Source organism: Halobacillus sp. ACCC02827, from assembly GCF_030291935.1.
Lineage (GTDB): Bacteria > Bacillota > Bacilli > Bacillales > Halobacillaceae > Halobacillus.
On the sequence record NZ_CP128168.1, the window covers coordinates 1,295,723 to 1,311,123 of the forward strand.

The following is a 15,401-nucleotide window of genomic DNA, read 5'->3' on the forward strand; positions in this document are numbered from 1 at the left end:
AGGAATGGAACATGAGGCATGGAGAAGGGCGAATCATGAAGGTGACCGGAAGCGGGACAGTCGACGTCATTCCGGACAGAGCCGTATTAGAGGTCGGTGTCGTGACAGAGAAAGAGAGCCTGGAGCAGGCACAGAAAGAAAATGCCGCTGTCACGGAGAGAGTGAAGCGGCAGCTGATGCAGGCGGGTGTTCCGGAAGAAGCGATCCAAACATCGCAATATACGATATTTCCGGAATATGACTACGTGGACGGGAGCCAGGTCTTTCGGGGGTATCAGGTGACCCATCTCCTTCAAATTACGATCGACCAGGTGGAACAGACCGGTTATTTAATCGATACCGCTGTCGCCAATGGGGCCAACCGTGTTTCCAGCATTACATTCACCATCAGGAATCCGGAACAGGCTTATCAACAGGCATTGACTAAAGCCCTGGCAGGCGCCGTGGCCCATGCAGGAACAATGGCAGAAACGATGGCTGTGCAGCTTGACCCGACGCCGATCCGTATGACGGAAATCACGAATGGTACGCAGCCTGTACAGCCGTTCCAGAAGACACAGATGCTCCAAGGTTCCGCCACGCCGATTCAGCCGGGAACGATCGGGGCGTCCGCAGCCGTGGAGGTGTGGTTTCAATATTTGCCTTGATCCCCACAGGTGCCTGTGGGTTTTTTTGCGTACAGCGGACATAGCAGATTCTGAAAAGGGACAATCTATGCAGAAGGTTGAAAAGAAACAAGATAATTTTTTCGAGGAAAAGGTACGTTTTTTACATAGGCGCATAAAATATAACTGAAACAAAAAAAGTTGCACTAAGGAAAAACTTCGAGTAAAATGTCGATTAGATAGTACGAGATAGAAGGAGAGGTAGTATGGAAAATGTATTATTAGCCTTCGGGCTCACATTATTTGCAGGATTGGCGACCGGGATCGGCAGCGTGCTCGCTTTTTTCACTTCCACGACAAACACGAGGTTTCTGTCACTGGCACTCGGCTTTTCGGCAGGGGTGATGATCTATGTGTCGATGGTGGAAATTTTCTTTAAAGCGCAGGATTCGCTGACGAGTGCGCTCGGTGAAGTCCCTGGGAAGTGGTCGACGGTCGGTGCCTTCTTCGGCGGAATGCTCATCATTGCTCTGATTGACCGCTTGATTCCGAAAGCCGGAAATCCGCACGAAGTGAAGAAAGTCGAAGATATGAAGAGCGGCGGTGCTTCCGCTGTCCATGACCCGGCTCTTCTGAAGATGGGGACCTTCACGGCACTTGCTATAGCGATTCACAACTTTCCGGAAGGGATTGCCACGTTCACAGCTGCGCTCAATGATCCGACGCTTGGGATTGCGATTGCCGCAGCCATAGCGATCCACAACATCCCGGAGGGGATCGCTGTATCCGTACCGGTGTACTTTGCTACAGGAGATAAGAAGAAGGCGTTCAAGCTTTCCTTCTTGAGCGGGTTATCTGAGCCGCTTGGTGCTATTCTCGCCTTTCTGATTCTCATGCCGTTTCTGAATGATGTCATGTTCGGAGTGTTGTTCGCCGGTGTTGCCGGAATCATGGTCTTCATTTCCCTTGATGAACTGCTTCCGGCTTCGAGACGGTACGGGGAAGCACACTTATCCATTTACGGTGTCGTAGCCGGTATGGCTGTGATGGCGCTCAGCTTATTGCTATTCATCTGAATTTTACTCATCGAAAAAACCCTTCCACTATATAGGTGGAAGGGTTTTTTATGTCAGTATGCTTTTTCTTCGATCAGGTCCTGGATTGTCCGGGCGGTCGTTTCTTTCGGGCGATGGACGAGCCGCCAGTTCAATTGAATGCCGTCCTTATGCTTACGTCCCAAACGGATGTGGTCCTCTTCGATGGATACAGAGGTTTCCTCTGCAAGGGAGGCGAGCTTATCGGCAGCCTTTTGTTTAAACCATGCCTTTGTCTGCTCCCGCCAGGCTTCCTGACGCTTCTCTTCGTTCCACTCCTGTGGGAAATGGAAGGCGAACCCTCCTTTACGAAAGGCGAAGGAAGCCTCGGTCGAGTCTGTTTCCGGATGAATCTTCAGCTTATAGGAGCGGCCAAGGTAAGGAATCCGCTGTTCCTTTTCCTTAAAATCGATCGTATCCAAGATGTATAAGTCTTCATGGGTGCCGCACCAACGATCGATGATCCAGCCGGCTTTCTTCTCGACGAATGCGCGGACCCGTGTTTCTTCTTTATTAGAAGAAGCCGTCACCTGTACACCGTTCAAATCGTCCATATAAATTTTGATAAACGGGACATCCGGTTTTTTATGTAGGTCATAGTGTATTTCTTTGTCATCATATACGATGGTCTGCATTAGTATTCTCTCCTTTATTCTATTAACCAGTTTAATGGAGACGGAAGATTCCGTCAAAAGTCCAAGATTGAGATAAAAGTGTTACAAATTTATTAATAAATGGAAGTAAATAGCATGTAAACGCTTGATTGTAACAAAAAGTTAACAAAGATGCGCCTGTTAATGTGAAATATTTGTGAAAGGGAGGTGAAATTCTACAAAATCTGATATAATCATTCAAGCCCTAGTAGTATGGATGAGAGTCATAGATGTCTCATTCTTGTACTTATAAATAATAGTCTGATAGGAGGGTTAAAACAAATGAAAGCTAAACATCTGCGTTCTAGATGGCTAGGACTACTTCCACTAAGCCTGGTATTGTTCCTGAGCGGCTGTGGGCAAATGACTGTGCTTAACCCGAAAGGTCCAGTGGCGGAAAGCCAGAAAGATCTAATCGTATATTCCTTATGGTTCATGCTTGGAATTGTCGTGGTTGTTTTTGCACTATTTGCGTATATGGTCATCAAGTACCGCGATCGTCCTGGTCGAGGCGATAAGGACTATGCTCCGAACCTTCACGGTAACACAGCTATTGAAGTTGTTTGGACAGTTATTCCGATCATTATCGTTACATTACTATCGATCCCGACGGTCACTACATTGTTCGACCTGGAGAAACCTCCAGAACCTGCTGCAGGAGAAGAGGCGAAAGAACCTCTGGTCGTTTATGCGACAGCGGCGGATTGGAAATGGTTCTTCAGTTATCCGGAACAGGACATTGAAACAGTGAACTACTTACACATTCCGACGGATCGTCCGATCGAATTCCGATTGACATCCGCAGACTCCATGTCCGCACTTTGGATCCCGGCACTCGGTGGTCAGAAGTACAACATGGCAGGAATGATGACGAAGCTTTATCTTCAGGCAGATGAAGAAGGGGTCTACGATGGACGTAACTCCAACTTCAACGGAGAAGGTTTCGCAGCACAGACGTTCAAAGTTCATGCGGAAAGCGAAGAGAACTTTAACAGCTGGGTCAGCGATATCCAGAACGAGTCTCCGGAACTTACACAGGATCAATACAATGATTTGGTCAAACCTGGTCTGACAGACAAATCATCTTATTCCTCTACGCACTTGGAATTTGTTGATCACGGTACACATGAAGGAGCGTCTTACGTCGTTGACAGATACTTCGATCTTTATGGAGAGAAGCTTCACTTAGGTAACGACGAGGTTGAAACACAAGAAACATTCGATTAAGAAAGCAGGTGAGAGGACATGCACATTACTGATATATTAGTCACCGGCGAACCGCTTATTTACGGCGCTATGGTGTCGATTGCACTCGTTTCGATCGCAATCGTCTTCGTATTGACGTATTTCAAGAAATGGGGCTGGCTTTGGCGTGAATGGTTGACTACCGTCGACCATAAGAAAATCGGAATCATGTACATCCTGGCTGCACTGCTCATGTTATTCCGTGGTGGTGTCGACGCCTTAATGATGAGGATCCAGCTTGCTTTTCCAGGTCTTGGATTCCTAGATTCCCAACACTATAATGAAATCTTTACGACACACGGTACGATCATGATCATCTTCATGGCGATGCCGTTCCTTATCGGTTTGATGAACATTATCGTTCCATTGCAAATCGGAGCACGTGACTTCGCGTTCCCTTATTTGAACGCTGTCAGCTTCTGGTCGTTTGCATTCGGAGCTATTCTATTCAACATTTCCTTCGTCATCGGGGGATCACCGGACGCTGGTTGGACAAGTTACACACCGCTTGCAGGTGCGGCAATGAGTCCAGGACCAGGTCAGAACTTCTACTTGATGGGCTTACAGCTCTCGGGTATCGGTACATTGGGTACCGGAATCAACTTGATGGTAACCATCCTTAAGATGCGTGCCCCTGGTATGAAACTGTTCCACATGCCGATCTTCACATGGTCGACATTGGTTACTTGTTTCATCATCGTGTTCGCATTCCCGATCCTTACTGTAGCGCTTGCGCTATTGACGATCGACCGTATCTTCGGTGCTCAGTTCTTCACACTGACCGGAGAAGGACTGCCGATGATGTGGGCGAACTTATTCTGGATGTGGGGACACCCTGAGGTTTACATCGTTATTCTGCCGGCATTCGGTATCTTCTCCGAAGTCATTGCGGCTTTCGCGAAGAAACGTTTGTTCGGTTACAACGCCATGGTTTGGTCCATGATCATTATTGCACTACTGAGTTTCCTTGTTTGGGTACACCACTTCTTCACGATGGGAGCAGGCGCGTTCGTAAACTCCGTCTTCTCTGTATCGACGATGTTGATCGCTGTACCAACAGGGGTTAAAATCTTTAACTGGCTTGCGACATTGTACAAGTCGAAAATCGAAATTACCGTACCGATGCTTTGGTCTCTATCCTTCATTCCGAGTTTCGTACTCGGCGGGGTGACAGGGGTTATGCTCGGTATGGCAGCAGCGGACTACCAGTTCCATAACTCTTACTTCCTGATCGCGCACTTCCACTACGTGCTGATCGCCGGAACAGTCTTCGGTTGTTTCGCAGGTTTGACTTACTGGTATCCGAAGATGTTCGGTCACAAGATGAACGAACGTCTCGGGAAATGGGCATTCTGGTTGTTCTTTGCCGGCTTCCATGTCTGCTTCTTCCCGCAGTATTTCCTAGGTTTGGATGGAATGCCTCGTCGTTTGTTCATCACAAACGTAGTCGAGTGGCTTCCATTGAACGTCATCTCTACTGTCGGTGCATTTGGAATGGGACTTGGTTTCATCGTCTTCGTTTACAACGTTTACTACAGCTACCGCTATGCAGAACGTGAAACAAGCGGCGACTCCTGGGGCCATGGACGTACGCTTGAGTGGTCTACGACAACTCCTGTACCGTTCTATAACTTTGCTACCGTACCATACGTCGATCGTATCGACCCGTATGAGCGCATGAGAGAAGAAGGTCAAACGACATTCGACGAATCGAAATTGAAGCCGATCCACATGCCGAGTTACACCGGGCAGCCGATCATCATGATGACATTCCTGTTCATCGGAAGCTTCGGTCTCGTCTTCGAGTGGATGCCTGTGGCGATCTTCGGTCTTGTTGGTGGTGTGATCATGATGATCATCCGTTCCTTCGACTACGATGACGGTTACTATGTAAGCGTCGATGAAGTGAAACGCATCGAGCGAAAAGCGAGGGGGTTATGATATGGCTGCAGAAGAATTGAAAACAGGTCCATTAGAATACCGGACGCAAGAAGGACAGATGAGTATTCTCGGATTTTGGATTTTCCTTGGAGCCGAAGTCGTACTTTTCTCTACGCTGTTCGCAACGTATGCCGTCCTATTCGGCCGTACAGCTGATGCACCGACACCTGGTGAGTTGTTCGAGCCAGGCATCGTGTTAATCATGACGTTCCTGCTTTTGGTGAGTAGTTTCACGTGTGGACTTGCGATTCACCAAATGCGTAAAGGGAATGTCAAAGGCATGACGTTATGGATGATCATAACGCTTGCCCTTGGTTTAGGATTCCTTGGATTCGAAATCTTCGAGTTCTTCCATTATACGCACGAAGGCGCGACACTGCAGTCGGCTGCCTTCTGGTCAGCATTCTTCGTCCTTGCCGGAACCCACGGGCTTCACGTAACCCTTGGTATCGGCTGGGCGATCGGACTTCTGATCCAACTAAGAAAACGCGGACTTACAACAAAGACAAGTCGAAAATTCTTTATCGTCAGTTTGTACTGGCACTTCCTGGACGTTGTGTGGATCTTCATCTTCACAGCTGTCTATCTGATAGGGATGGTGGTCTAGATGGCAGATACGTCAAAGAAAGTACCGACTAGTCACGTAATAGGATTCTTGTTATCCGTCGTTATGACGCTTGTCGCTGCCTGGGCAGCAATCAATTCCGACCTTCCAGTTGCAGTGATCATTTCAGGTATTCTGATTCTGGCGCTGCTTCAGGCTGGTGTTCAGTTGTTCATGTTCATGCACATCACAGAAAAGGGCAGCGGTGGCGGTCATGTTCCATGGAATATGATGTTCCACGGTTTCGCTCTTGCTGCGATTCTCGTAGCAGGTTCCTTATTCACGATGTCCTTCGGGTTCCAACACGGGGAACACGGAGACCACGGGGACATGGAAAACATGAATCACGAGGAAATGAATATGGACAGTGGAGAACACAGCGGGCATTAATACATCAAACAGGGGGAGAAAGTAATGGAACAGAAACAGCAGATGGACAATGAGCAGGCACCAATGATCGGAGGCTTGCAGTGGAAGCATATGATCGGGTTTGTTCTATGTGTCGTATTGGCGGCTTTCTCTCTTACAGGTGCGATGTATTCTCATTATGAACCGACTTTCGTTCTCTATATCCTGAGCGGTGTCGCTTTTGTTCAGGCGATGATTCAGCTGTTCAAAGCGCAGCCGATCGAGGATCAATAACAGAAAGGCCTCTTCCTTAATAGTAAGGAAGAGGCTTTTTTTATGGAGAGGGGCGTTCTGCAAAAAAAGAACGCTTTTTGCGCGCGTCAGGCAGTCTTCTTGAAGCTTTCCTCTTCCAACTTTAATTCGCTTTTCTTTTTCTCCCAGAATAGACCCCTTACCGGCAGGCGGTAAGGGGTCTTTTCACTTCGCTGAATTATATTTTGTCCGGCGCTTCGATTTTCTCTTGAAGTGCCTGTTTGTAGATCGGGCCTTCTTTGACGGTTGCTATGAAGAACATCACCCATCCGATATGTGTACCGATGAGGGCGAGGTAGAACATCGTCCATGTCGGTGAGAATGCGGTAGGTGTTGTATAAAGGAGTACTTGGAAGTAATAGACCCACATGCCCATAAGCAAGACAGAATGAACGATCGCAAAAGCAGGTTTCTTCATCATCAGAAACAAAATCGGAGTCACTGTCGCCAACAACAAGAACATGGATGCTACACCCATTATATTCATCTCCTTTGTTACACTAGTTTGTGTAAACGGTTTCTTTGTATTCATTGTAACAGAAATTTCTTATTTTGGACACAAAATGTTCGAAATTTATTTAAAAATAGGCTTGCTTATTGCTGTGACCCTTGATAATACAGGCTTTAAGCTTGTTCATATTTAGGAATAAAAAGTGTCTGAAGGCAGAAATATCCTCCAAAAAAAGGGCGGGGTCCTTCCGTATGATTTGATGGTTTTTTAGAAAAATAACATTGCAATCGCTTACTTTAGTTTTGGCTTTTTTTCGCCGGGGTATCTCTGAGTTAAGTGAAAAAAACAGGGAGGATTTAACATTTCGTTCTTGTCATCTTTTCACTACATAACTTAGGGAGGATTTCATATGATAGGCATCATCATCTTCAGCTTTCTTTTTTACACCATATTCGTCGCCTGGTATTCGTGGTTCAAAACGCGGAAAACGAATCTTTCCAGTTCAGATGGATATTTTCTGGGAGGGCGCAGCCTGACGGGCGTCGTCATCGCAGGGTCTTTAATATTAACCAATCTTTCGACGGAGCAGCTTGTCGGTTTGAACGGACAGGGATTTTCAGAGACCATGGCAGTCATGGGCTGGGAAGTGACGAGTCCACTGGTGCTCATCCTGATGGCGTTCGTATTTCTTCCAAGGTATTTGAAGTCCGGCATCACGACCATTCCTGATTTCCTTGAGCAGCGGTATGACAGAAAAACGAGACAGATCGTTTCTGTCCTTTTCCTTCTTGGTTATGCGGTCGCCTATTTACCGACGGTCCTTTATTCTGGAGCGTTGGTGCTGGACAGCATTTTCTCTTTATCAAGCATTGCAGGTACGAGTCAGATCATGACTGTTTCCATCGTGGCGGCAGCAATCGGCATCATCGGCTGCGGTTATGTTATCTTCGGAGGGCTACGGGCTTGTGCAATCAGTGATACTATTAATGGGATCGGTCTCATAATCGGCGGTCTCTTGATTCCGATCCTTGCACTTGTGGCGATCGGCGGAGGAGATCTTGTCGGCGGCTTTAAAGAATTGATCGATAAGAATCCCGCTAAGCTGAACGCAATTGGTAATCATGAATCCTCGGTACCCTGGACGGTGCTGTTGACAGGACTCTTGTTCAATAATCTTTTTTACTGGTGTACGAATCAGTCCATCATCCAGCGGACCTTCGCTGCGAAGAATCTGGCTGAAGGGCAAAAGGGAGTCTTGTTCGCCGGTTTATTCAAGATATTCGGGGTATTCTTCCTCGTCCTGCCGGGAATCATCGCCTCTTTCCTTTACGGAAATACTCTTCCTACAGGGGATATGGCTTATCCGACACTCGTCAGTGATGTCCTGCCGCTTGCACTGTCAGGATTTCTAGCTGCCGTTTTGTTCGGAGCAATCTTAAGCTCGTTCAATGCTGCCTTGAACAGTTCGATTACGTTATTCACGCTTGATATATATCAACCGATTTTTAAACCGGAAGCATCCGAGAGGGAGCTTGTTAAAGCGGGACGATTCTTCGCAGGAGCACTGGCTCTCGTTTCCGTGATCGTCGCACCATTTATCATATTTGCACCCTCCGGACTGTACAGTTACTTACAGGAGATGTTCGGATTCTATAACCTGCCGATCATTGCCATGGTCCTCGTCGGCTTCTTCAGCAAATATGTGCCGGCCAGTGCACCGAAGATTACGATCATTGTTCACTTGATCGCCTATTCGTTGAGTAAGGTTTTTCTCGGGCATGTCAACTTCCTTTATGTCCTCGCCATCCTGTTCCCGCTGAACATCTTTATTATGGTGCTGGTAGGAAAACTGAAACCGCGCATCACACCTTATGTTCTTCTCGATGCAGGAAAAGTGGACTTGACCCCTTGGAAACATGCGAAGGCCTTCGCCATTTTCACCATTAGTTTGATGATCGCGATGTATGTCTTCTTCTCTCCGATCGGAATCGCAGAATCTGCAGGTGGCTACTCGCCGCTGTCCGTCGTCTTCATGATCGGATCACTCGCACTGCTTGGAGCCGTCTTCTGGTTCTTCAAGCGAACGGAAACGCGGAGAGAAAGAGTGAAAGCAGGTCCTATTTCTCCGAAAGTGACCCAGCTGCATAAGTGAGCGTTTAATGAAAGTAGAGGAAGGAAATTATATAAAAAAAGTTGTGGATGAGGAGGATCATACATGACAAAACAAGAGCGGTATGAAGCAGTAGTCGAAGGATATACCTGCTGTTGGACGTGTATTGTGTGCTTATTTCGAAGAAACTGAAGCGAGAAGCTGCCGGGAATGTACCCGACAGCTTTTTTTATTTGTAAAATATTTCTTGACTTTCCACCATCCTAGTTATATGGTTAGTTACATAACTAATGAACCAACGAAGAGGTGCTTTTATGGATCGTGATTTGGCGGTCGACAAGCCGATATTTCAACAAATAGCGGAAAAAGTCGAAGCAGGCATTTTGGATCAATCGATAACCGAAGGGGAAAGGGTCCCATCAACGAATGAATTCGCCAAGTTCTATCAGATCAATCCCGCGACGGCTGCCAAAGGAATCAATCTGCTGGTGGATGAGGGGATCATATTCAAGAAGAGGGGAATCGGCATGTTTGTTGCAGAAGGTGCGCGGGCTATCGTACTCAAAAAGCGTAAAACGGTTTTCTATGAAGAGTATATTCTTCCTTTGAAGGAGGAAGCAGAGAAAATCGGGTTGGATAAGGAAGAGCTGGATCGTCTATTAGGGGAGGCGGGAATCAAATGAAAATCGAACTGAAGAACTTGACGAAAAAGTATGGAGAGAAAACGGCGCTGAACGGGATCAACCTGACGCTGGAAGAAAATAAATTCTACGGGCTGCTTGGAAAGAACGGAGCAGGAAAGACGACCTTGATGCAGCTTTTGGCCGGTCACACGCTTCCCACTTCCGGGGAGGTGCTGGTGGATGGGCAGTCCCCGTTTGATAATAGGACGGTGCTGCAGGATATATGCCTGATCAATGAGACGAGCAACTTTAAGCGGCGCCTGAAAATTAAAGATGTGTTGAAGATTGTCTCCATGTTTTACCCGAATTGGTCCCAGGAAACGGCTGACCGCCTCATGGAGAAATTCCACCTGCACCCACGCACGAACGCCAGCGGACTTTCCAAAGGAATGGAATCAGCGCTTGGAATCATCATCGGTCTGTCTTCAAGGGCGAAGATTACGATATTCGACGAACCGTATATCGGACTCGACGCAGCTGCCCGGTATATGTTTTATGACTTGTTGCTGGAAGAATTTCAAGAATTTCCGCGTACGTTTCTGCTTTCGACGCACTTGATTGATGAGGTAAGCCGGCTGTTTGAAGAGGTGATCATGCTTCATAATGGTGAAATCATGTTTCACGATCAGGCGGAAGCGATGGTTCAGAAGAGCTTGAAGGTCGCCGGCATGAAAGAAAAGGTGGATGCTTTCACCACGGATAAGCATGTATTAAAAGAGCAGGAAATGATGGGGATGAAAACGGTGTGGTTGTATGGAGAGGGCTATTCGCTTGAAGGCGCCAGAAATGCCGGGCTTGAAGCGGAGCATATTTCCATGCAGGGCATCATGGTTCATTTGACGGAACTCGAAGGGGTGGAGAAGAATGCTTAGGGATTTAAAAGGGATTTTCTATTATTTATTAATCGATTACCGCTTTTCCTTTCTAGTGTTTTGGAGCATATTAACGGCGACGCTCGTGGGGTTTACGCTGCTTTCTATTCTTGTTCCGGACAGTTCCATGATTGTCTTTACAAGTCCCATCGTCTTCGTTTTCTGTGTCATTTCCGGCCTTAATATGACGAAGGAAACTTTCCCGTTCTGTGTGAAAATGGGGACGACGCGTACCCGGTATCTGTTCGGTACGTTCGCTTTCAGCCTGTTTTTCTCTCTCGTTTTATCCATGGTTCATCTCGGGATTGTACGTGGATTTCGGGCAGTCCTGGATGCGGAAAAGATATCAAGCATCCGTCACTATTCCCTTATGGACATGTTGGATGTGCAGGCAGCCTGGTATAACGAGATCTGGGTGCTTGGTTTATTGTTCTTTCTGTTCATCTCCATCGGGTTCCTGCTCGGTTCCGTCTTTTACCGATACGGCCTTATTGGAGGCTTCAGCGGGGTGGCGGTCTTTGGGGTGTTGATGATGCTTCCTGTCACGAAGGATTATCTGTTCAGTGAGGTTTTTCGACTTCAGGGGATGACGCTTCACGTGGATTTCTTCCTTCTTCTGGTTGCAGCCCTGTTGACTTTCGTTCCGAGCTGGATGGTCCTAAGAAAAGCCTCGACGACTGCTGCAAGAGCAAGATAAGAGCGTCCTGGTGAAAGGAACAGCAGTAATTATGGGAGGGATCATTCCGGCAAAGGGTAGAGGGAAATGGGCAGACTCCGACGGGATTAGAGGGACAGGAGAGACTCTGGAAGAACAACGCGATGAGGAGGCTCACCGGCCGCCGCGTGGAAAGCGTCCCATTTCCCGGACCCCGCCCTCTCCCTAGCTGGGAATCACTTCTTCAAAAAGCTGAAAGCCCCGCTGATACCTATCAGCGGGGCTTTCGTCCTTTTTATAAGGAGATCTTGGCTTTTCGTTTCTGGAAGTCGATATCGGAATAGTAGGCGTTCTTGACGAGTACGTTCGGTCCGAGACATTCGACAGCGGGGCAGTGGCAGTTCAGGCTTTTTGCTGTGTCTGTTTCCATCCATTGCTGGTAAGCGTCCGTCAGCTTCGTATCCTGGATGTTGCCGAGGCCCGGTTCGTCTCCGAAATCGGTCACGATGATATCGCCGCTGAAGATGTTTACATTCAGGCGGGAACGTCCGTCCGGATCATTTCTGACCGTTACATTCTTTGCACTATACAAACGTTTCAGCATGTCCAAATCTTCGTCGGAAGTGCTGCAAGGGTAGTAGGGCAGCGTGCCGAACAGCATCCACATATCTTCATCACGGTGATCCAGCAGGCGGTTGATACCTTCCCGCATTTCTTCCAAGCTCAGTGTTTCAAGCGCGCTAGCGAAATCGACCGGATACATCGGGTGGATTTCGTGGCGGGCGCACTTCATTTCCTTGACATGGTCATGGATCGATTCCAGATAAGGGAATGTCCGTTTGTTCAGCATCGTTTCTGCAGATACCATGACGCCTTCTGCGGCGAGTTTCTGGGAGTTCTCCACCATCCGGTCGAAGAACTTCCTGCGTGCCTCCTCCGACGGCTTTCTTTCCATGCGGGCGAAGCCGGTCGTAACGAACTCCTCGATTGTTCCCCAGTTATGAGAAATATGTAGCACATCGAGATAAGGGATGATCGGAACATAGCGCTCGTACGGCAGCGTCAGATTGGAATTAATCTGAGTCCGAACTCCGCGCTCATGGGCATATTTAAGAAGCGGCAGGACATAATTGTCGACCGATTTCTTCGACATCATCGGTTCTCCGCCGGTGATGCTCAAGGTGCGCAGGTGAGGGATTTCATCCAGACGATTAATGATCAGGTCCATCGGCAAGGCATCCGGGTCCTTCGACTGCAGCGTATAACCGACAGCACAGTGCGCACAGCGCATGTTGCAGAGTGTCGTCGTCGTAAATTCTATGTTGGATAACGTCATGTCTCCGTGTTCCTTTACATCCATGTAAGCTTCCCAAGGATCAAAGGATGGGGAGAGTTCTTGAAGCTTCATGTTGGTACTCATAAGTATGAAACTTCCTTTCTATTAAAATTGGTTTAGGACAAACCCTTCCTATTCTAACACTATTCTAGAGATAACCATACCATTCCTGCTCGGATTTCTCCGGGGACATCGGACTTTTTGGAAAAGCTTTTAAATGTAAAAAGGTTTTGACATGTTTGTTTCTTTCTCTATACTGAATATGTGAAAAGTTTTTACATAATGAGGGGACCTCTGATTAAATAATTGCATCCGGTCCAAAAGGAAAACGAGGAAGAACTCTCCGGATGTACTGGCAAAACGGCGCCTGGTGACGAGGCAGACGATTAATGCGACTCGACACGGAAACCCGCCTTTCCATTGTCTCTCCCGGTAAAAACATCCGTAGACGAGCTGTTTTCGTATGAGGAGGAAAAGAAATGAAGTGGAAGAAGCAGGACGAAATGGAGAAACACCAAAGCGGTAGGGCGGCAAAGAATGGGTTTGTCTATTATACCGTCGTACTCTTGATCTGGTCGATCTATAATCAGATTACGAAAGGGGGCGACGGCGGCTGGCAGTATACCATTCTCATTGGAGGAGTCGCCGTCTACTTCCTGTCCCGCGTGTACTATAACCGAAAAGTAAATGGCTGAGGGTCCATCTCTCTAAAAAAGACCGGAACCCGTCTGACGGGTTCCGGTCTTTTCAGTAGGAGAAACAGCACGGAAAGGGTAAAGTTCCCTCTCTCGCATAGAATAAAGATGGACCATTGACCTCCGGCTAACGGTCTGTTTTAGTCAGAATTATTAGAAAATTATTACAATAGATGAAGTTCTTTGCTATGGTTATAAGTAAATAAACTGGATGGGAGGCCCATACATATATGATTTCAATGAAGAAAAAGCACGTCGTCGTTCCGCTGCTTGCATCTTTTTTAATGTTTTCCTCGTACCAAGCTCCTGCGGAATCGGAAGTGGATGCGGCAAAGGAGGAATCGGGTTTGAAGAAGAAGCTGGATACGGTGCTTGCAGATGAAGATTTGAAAGGGGCTCTTGCCGGGGTCAGTATCCGGATGGCGGAAACCGGCGAAGTGATATATGAGCATGATGCTCACACAAGGCTGAAGCCGGCTTCCAATATGAAGCTGTTCAGTGGGGCCGCGGCGATGGATCAGCTTGGTCCTGACTATACATTTTCTACAGAAGTCTATGCAGAGGGGACGATTCGGGGGCATAAGCTGCATGGCGACTTGTATTTGAAAGGCAAGGGAGACCCGACCTTGATGATGGAAGACCTTGAGAAGATGGCGGAAGAATTGAAGGAGAATGGCATACGAGAGGTGAAAGGGGATTTGATCGCGGACGACACATGGTATGACGACGTCCGGCTTTCTGAAGACATTACGTGGAACGATGAAACCCACTACTACGGTGCGCAGGTCTCTGCTTTGACCGTGGCGCCGAATGAAGATTACGATGCCGGGACGGTCATCGTCGCTGCCTATCCGGCAGAGAAGGAAGGGGACCCGGCTCGGGTGGAAGTCACGCCGAAGACGGATTATGTGAAAATCATCAACCGGACGAAAACGGTGCCGGCAGATGGGGAGAGGGATATATCGATGGAAAGGGAGCATGAAACGAACCGGATCATCGTGGAAGGAACGATTCCTCTCGACTCAAGCAGATCCCGCTCTTGGATAGCCGTATCGGAACCGACCGGACTTGCTTTGGACGTATTCCGAAGCGCCTTGGAGGAACAAGGGATCAAAGTGAAAGGAAAAAACAAGGAAGGGAAGCGGACACCAAAGAAAGCTCTCAAGCTGATCACTCATGAATCGATGCCGCTTGCGGAGCTGTTTATTCCGTTCATGAAGCTGAGCAACAACGGCCATGCGGAGGTGCTGGTGAAGGAAATGGGGAAAGTCGTCCATGACGAAGGCAGCTGGGAGAAGGGGCTTGAAGTCGTGGATAGTTATCTGAAAAGCGCCGGTGTCGACACGTCCACCCTCCGATTAAGAGACGGTTCCGGGATGTCCCATGTCAACATGATTCCCGCTCATGAAATATCGGAGCTGCTTTATCAGGTCCAGGACGAAAAATGGTTCTCTGCCTATTTGAATTCCCTGCCCGTTGCAGGGAATGCCGAACGGTTCGTCGGCGGCACCATCCGTTCCCGAATGCAGGACACGGCTGCCGAGGATAACGTACAGGCAAAGACCGGATCGTTGACAGGGGTTTCCTCTTTATCGGGCTATGTGACGACAAAAGACGGAGAGAAGCTTATTTTCTCTATTGTTTTGAATAATTACCTGGTCGAGGATGTCGGAGACCTGGAAGACCGGATCGCAGTCATTCTGGCGGAACATCGATTTGTAGAGGAAGAGTAATTACTGATTATGGAAGATCGATTGCGGCATCGTGTGGAGAGGAATGGGCAGAGTCCATCAGGCT

General features: G+C 47.9%; 16 protein-coding genes. 13 read left to right on the forward strand and 3 right to left on the reverse strand.

The genetic code is table 11. The features are described from left to right. Nucleotides 1–11 precede the first annotated feature (11 nt). On the forward strand, nt 12–647 hold the full coding sequence (locus QRD89_RS06885; protein WP_286096582.1) for an SIMPL domain-containing protein: 636 nt from the start codon (nt 12–14) through the stop codon (nt 645–647). 224 nt (nt 648–871) lie between these two features. Beyond that, nucleotides 872–1,681 (forward strand): zinc transporter ZupT, encoded by an 810-nt coding sequence (gene zupT / locus QRD89_RS06890; protein WP_062513111.1) that lies wholly within the window; start codon nt 872–874, stop codon nt 1,679–1,681. A gap of 53 nt (nt 1,682–1,734) precedes the next feature. Here the strand turns inward: zupT and QRD89_RS06895 are convergent, their stop codons facing one another. Then, nucleotides 1,735–2,334 (reverse strand): YgjP-like metallopeptidase domain-containing protein, encoded by a 600-nt coding sequence (locus QRD89_RS06895; protein ID WP_286096583.1) that lies wholly within the window; start codon nt 2,332–2,334, stop codon nt 1,735–1,737. A 300-nt stretch (nt 2,335–2,634) separates the two neighbouring features. On the opposite strand from QRD89_RS06895, the gene qoxA reads away from it, so the two are divergent. The 5 genes from qoxA to QRD89_RS06920 are packed head-to-tail and all read left to right on the forward strand — an operon-like array spanning nt 2,635 to nt 6,784. Next, the gene (gene qoxA / locus QRD89_RS06900; protein ID WP_008637393.1) at nt 2,635–3,579 is read left to right on the forward strand and encodes a cytochrome aa3 quinol oxidase subunit II; all 945 of its coding nucleotides are present in this window, start codon (nt 2,635–2,637) and stop codon (nt 3,577–3,579) included. Nucleotides 3,580–3,597: 18 nt separating this feature from the next. After that, on the forward strand, nt 3,598–5,538 hold the full coding sequence (gene qoxB / locus QRD89_RS06905) for a cytochrome aa3 quinol oxidase subunit I (protein WP_026578495.1): 1,941 nt from the start codon (nt 3,598–3,600) through the stop codon (nt 5,536–5,538). 1 nt (nt 5,539) lies between these two features. Next, nucleotides 5,540–6,145 carry a cytochrome aa3 quinol oxidase subunit III gene (gene qoxC, locus QRD89_RS06910; protein WP_008637396.1) on the forward strand — a complete coding sequence of 202 codons (606 nt, stop codon included), beginning with the start codon at nt 5,540–5,542 and terminating at the stop codon, nt 6,143–6,145. Continuing rightward, nucleotides 6,146–6,532 carry a cytochrome aa3 quinol oxidase subunit IV gene (gene qoxD, locus QRD89_RS06915; protein ID WP_008637398.1) on the forward strand — a complete coding sequence of 129 codons (387 nt, stop codon included), beginning with the start codon at nt 6,146–6,148 and terminating at the stop codon, nt 6,530–6,532. It begins immediately after the preceding gene. A 24-nt stretch (nt 6,533–6,556) separates the two neighbouring features. Next, nucleotides 6,557–6,784 (forward strand): hypothetical protein, encoded by a 228-nt coding sequence (locus tag QRD89_RS06920; RefSeq protein WP_008637400.1) that lies wholly within the window; start codon nt 6,557–6,559, stop codon nt 6,782–6,784. 196 nt (nt 6,785–6,980) lie between these two features. Here the strand turns inward: QRD89_RS06920 and QRD89_RS06925 are convergent, their stop codons facing one another. After that, nucleotides 6,981–7,280: a spore morphogenesis/germination protein YwcE gene (locus QRD89_RS06925; protein ID WP_008637402.1), complete on the reverse strand. Its 300-nt coding sequence runs from the start codon at nt 7,278–7,280 to the stop codon at nt 6,981–6,983. A gap of 382 nt (nt 7,281–7,662) precedes the next feature. Here QRD89_RS06925 and QRD89_RS06930 point away from each other — a divergent pair, with 382 nt between their 5' ends. From QRD89_RS06930 to QRD89_RS06945, 4 genes are all read left to right on the forward strand, one after another. Beyond that, the gene (locus tag QRD89_RS06930) at nt 7,663–9,405 is read left to right on the forward strand and encodes a solute:sodium symporter family transporter (protein ID WP_286096584.1); all 1,743 of its coding nucleotides are present in this window, start codon (nt 7,663–7,665) and stop codon (nt 9,403–9,405) included. A gap of 272 nt (nt 9,406–9,677) precedes the next feature. After that, on the forward strand, nt 9,678–10,046 hold the full coding sequence (locus QRD89_RS06935; RefSeq protein WP_008637408.1) for a GntR family transcriptional regulator: 369 nt from the start codon (nt 9,678–9,680) through the stop codon (nt 10,044–10,046). After that, nucleotides 10,043–10,918, forward strand: coding sequence for an ABC transporter ATP-binding protein (locus QRD89_RS06940; protein WP_008637410.1), 876 nt, complete (start codon nt 10,043–10,045; stop codon nt 10,916–10,918). Before QRD89_RS06935 ends, QRD89_RS06940 begins: the two co-directional genes overlap by 4 nt. Next, nucleotides 10,911–11,615: a hypothetical protein gene (locus QRD89_RS06945; protein ID WP_286096585.1), complete on the forward strand. Its 705-nt coding sequence runs from the start codon at nt 10,911–10,913 to the stop codon at nt 11,613–11,615. The genes QRD89_RS06940 and QRD89_RS06945 overlap by 8 nt, the downstream gene beginning before the upstream one ends. Before the next feature lie 253 nt (nt 11,616–11,868). Here the strand turns inward: QRD89_RS06945 and yfkAB are convergent, their stop codons facing one another. Continuing rightward, nucleotides 11,869–12,993 (reverse strand): radical SAM/CxCxxxxC motif protein YfkAB, encoded by a 1,125-nt coding sequence (yfkAB, locus tag QRD89_RS06950; protein ID WP_026578496.1) that lies wholly within the window; start codon nt 12,991–12,993, stop codon nt 11,869–11,871. 395 nt (nt 12,994–13,388) lie between these two features. On the opposite strand from yfkAB, the gene QRD89_RS06955 reads away from it, so the two are divergent. Both QRD89_RS06955 and dacB read left to right on the forward strand, forming a co-directional pair. Continuing rightward, nucleotides 13,389–13,604, forward strand: a complete 216-nt coding sequence (locus QRD89_RS06955) for a hypothetical protein (protein ID WP_026578497.1) — start codon at nt 13,389–13,391, stop codon at nt 13,602–13,604. A 239-nt stretch (nt 13,605–13,843) separates the two neighbouring features. After that, nucleotides 13,844–15,337 carry a D-alanyl-D-alanine carboxypeptidase/D-alanyl-D-alanine endopeptidase gene (dacB, locus tag QRD89_RS06960; protein ID WP_062514086.1) on the forward strand — a complete coding sequence of 498 codons (1,494 nt, stop codon included), beginning with the start codon at nt 13,844–13,846 and terminating at the stop codon, nt 15,335–15,337. Nucleotides 15,338–15,401 lie beyond the last annotated feature (64 nt).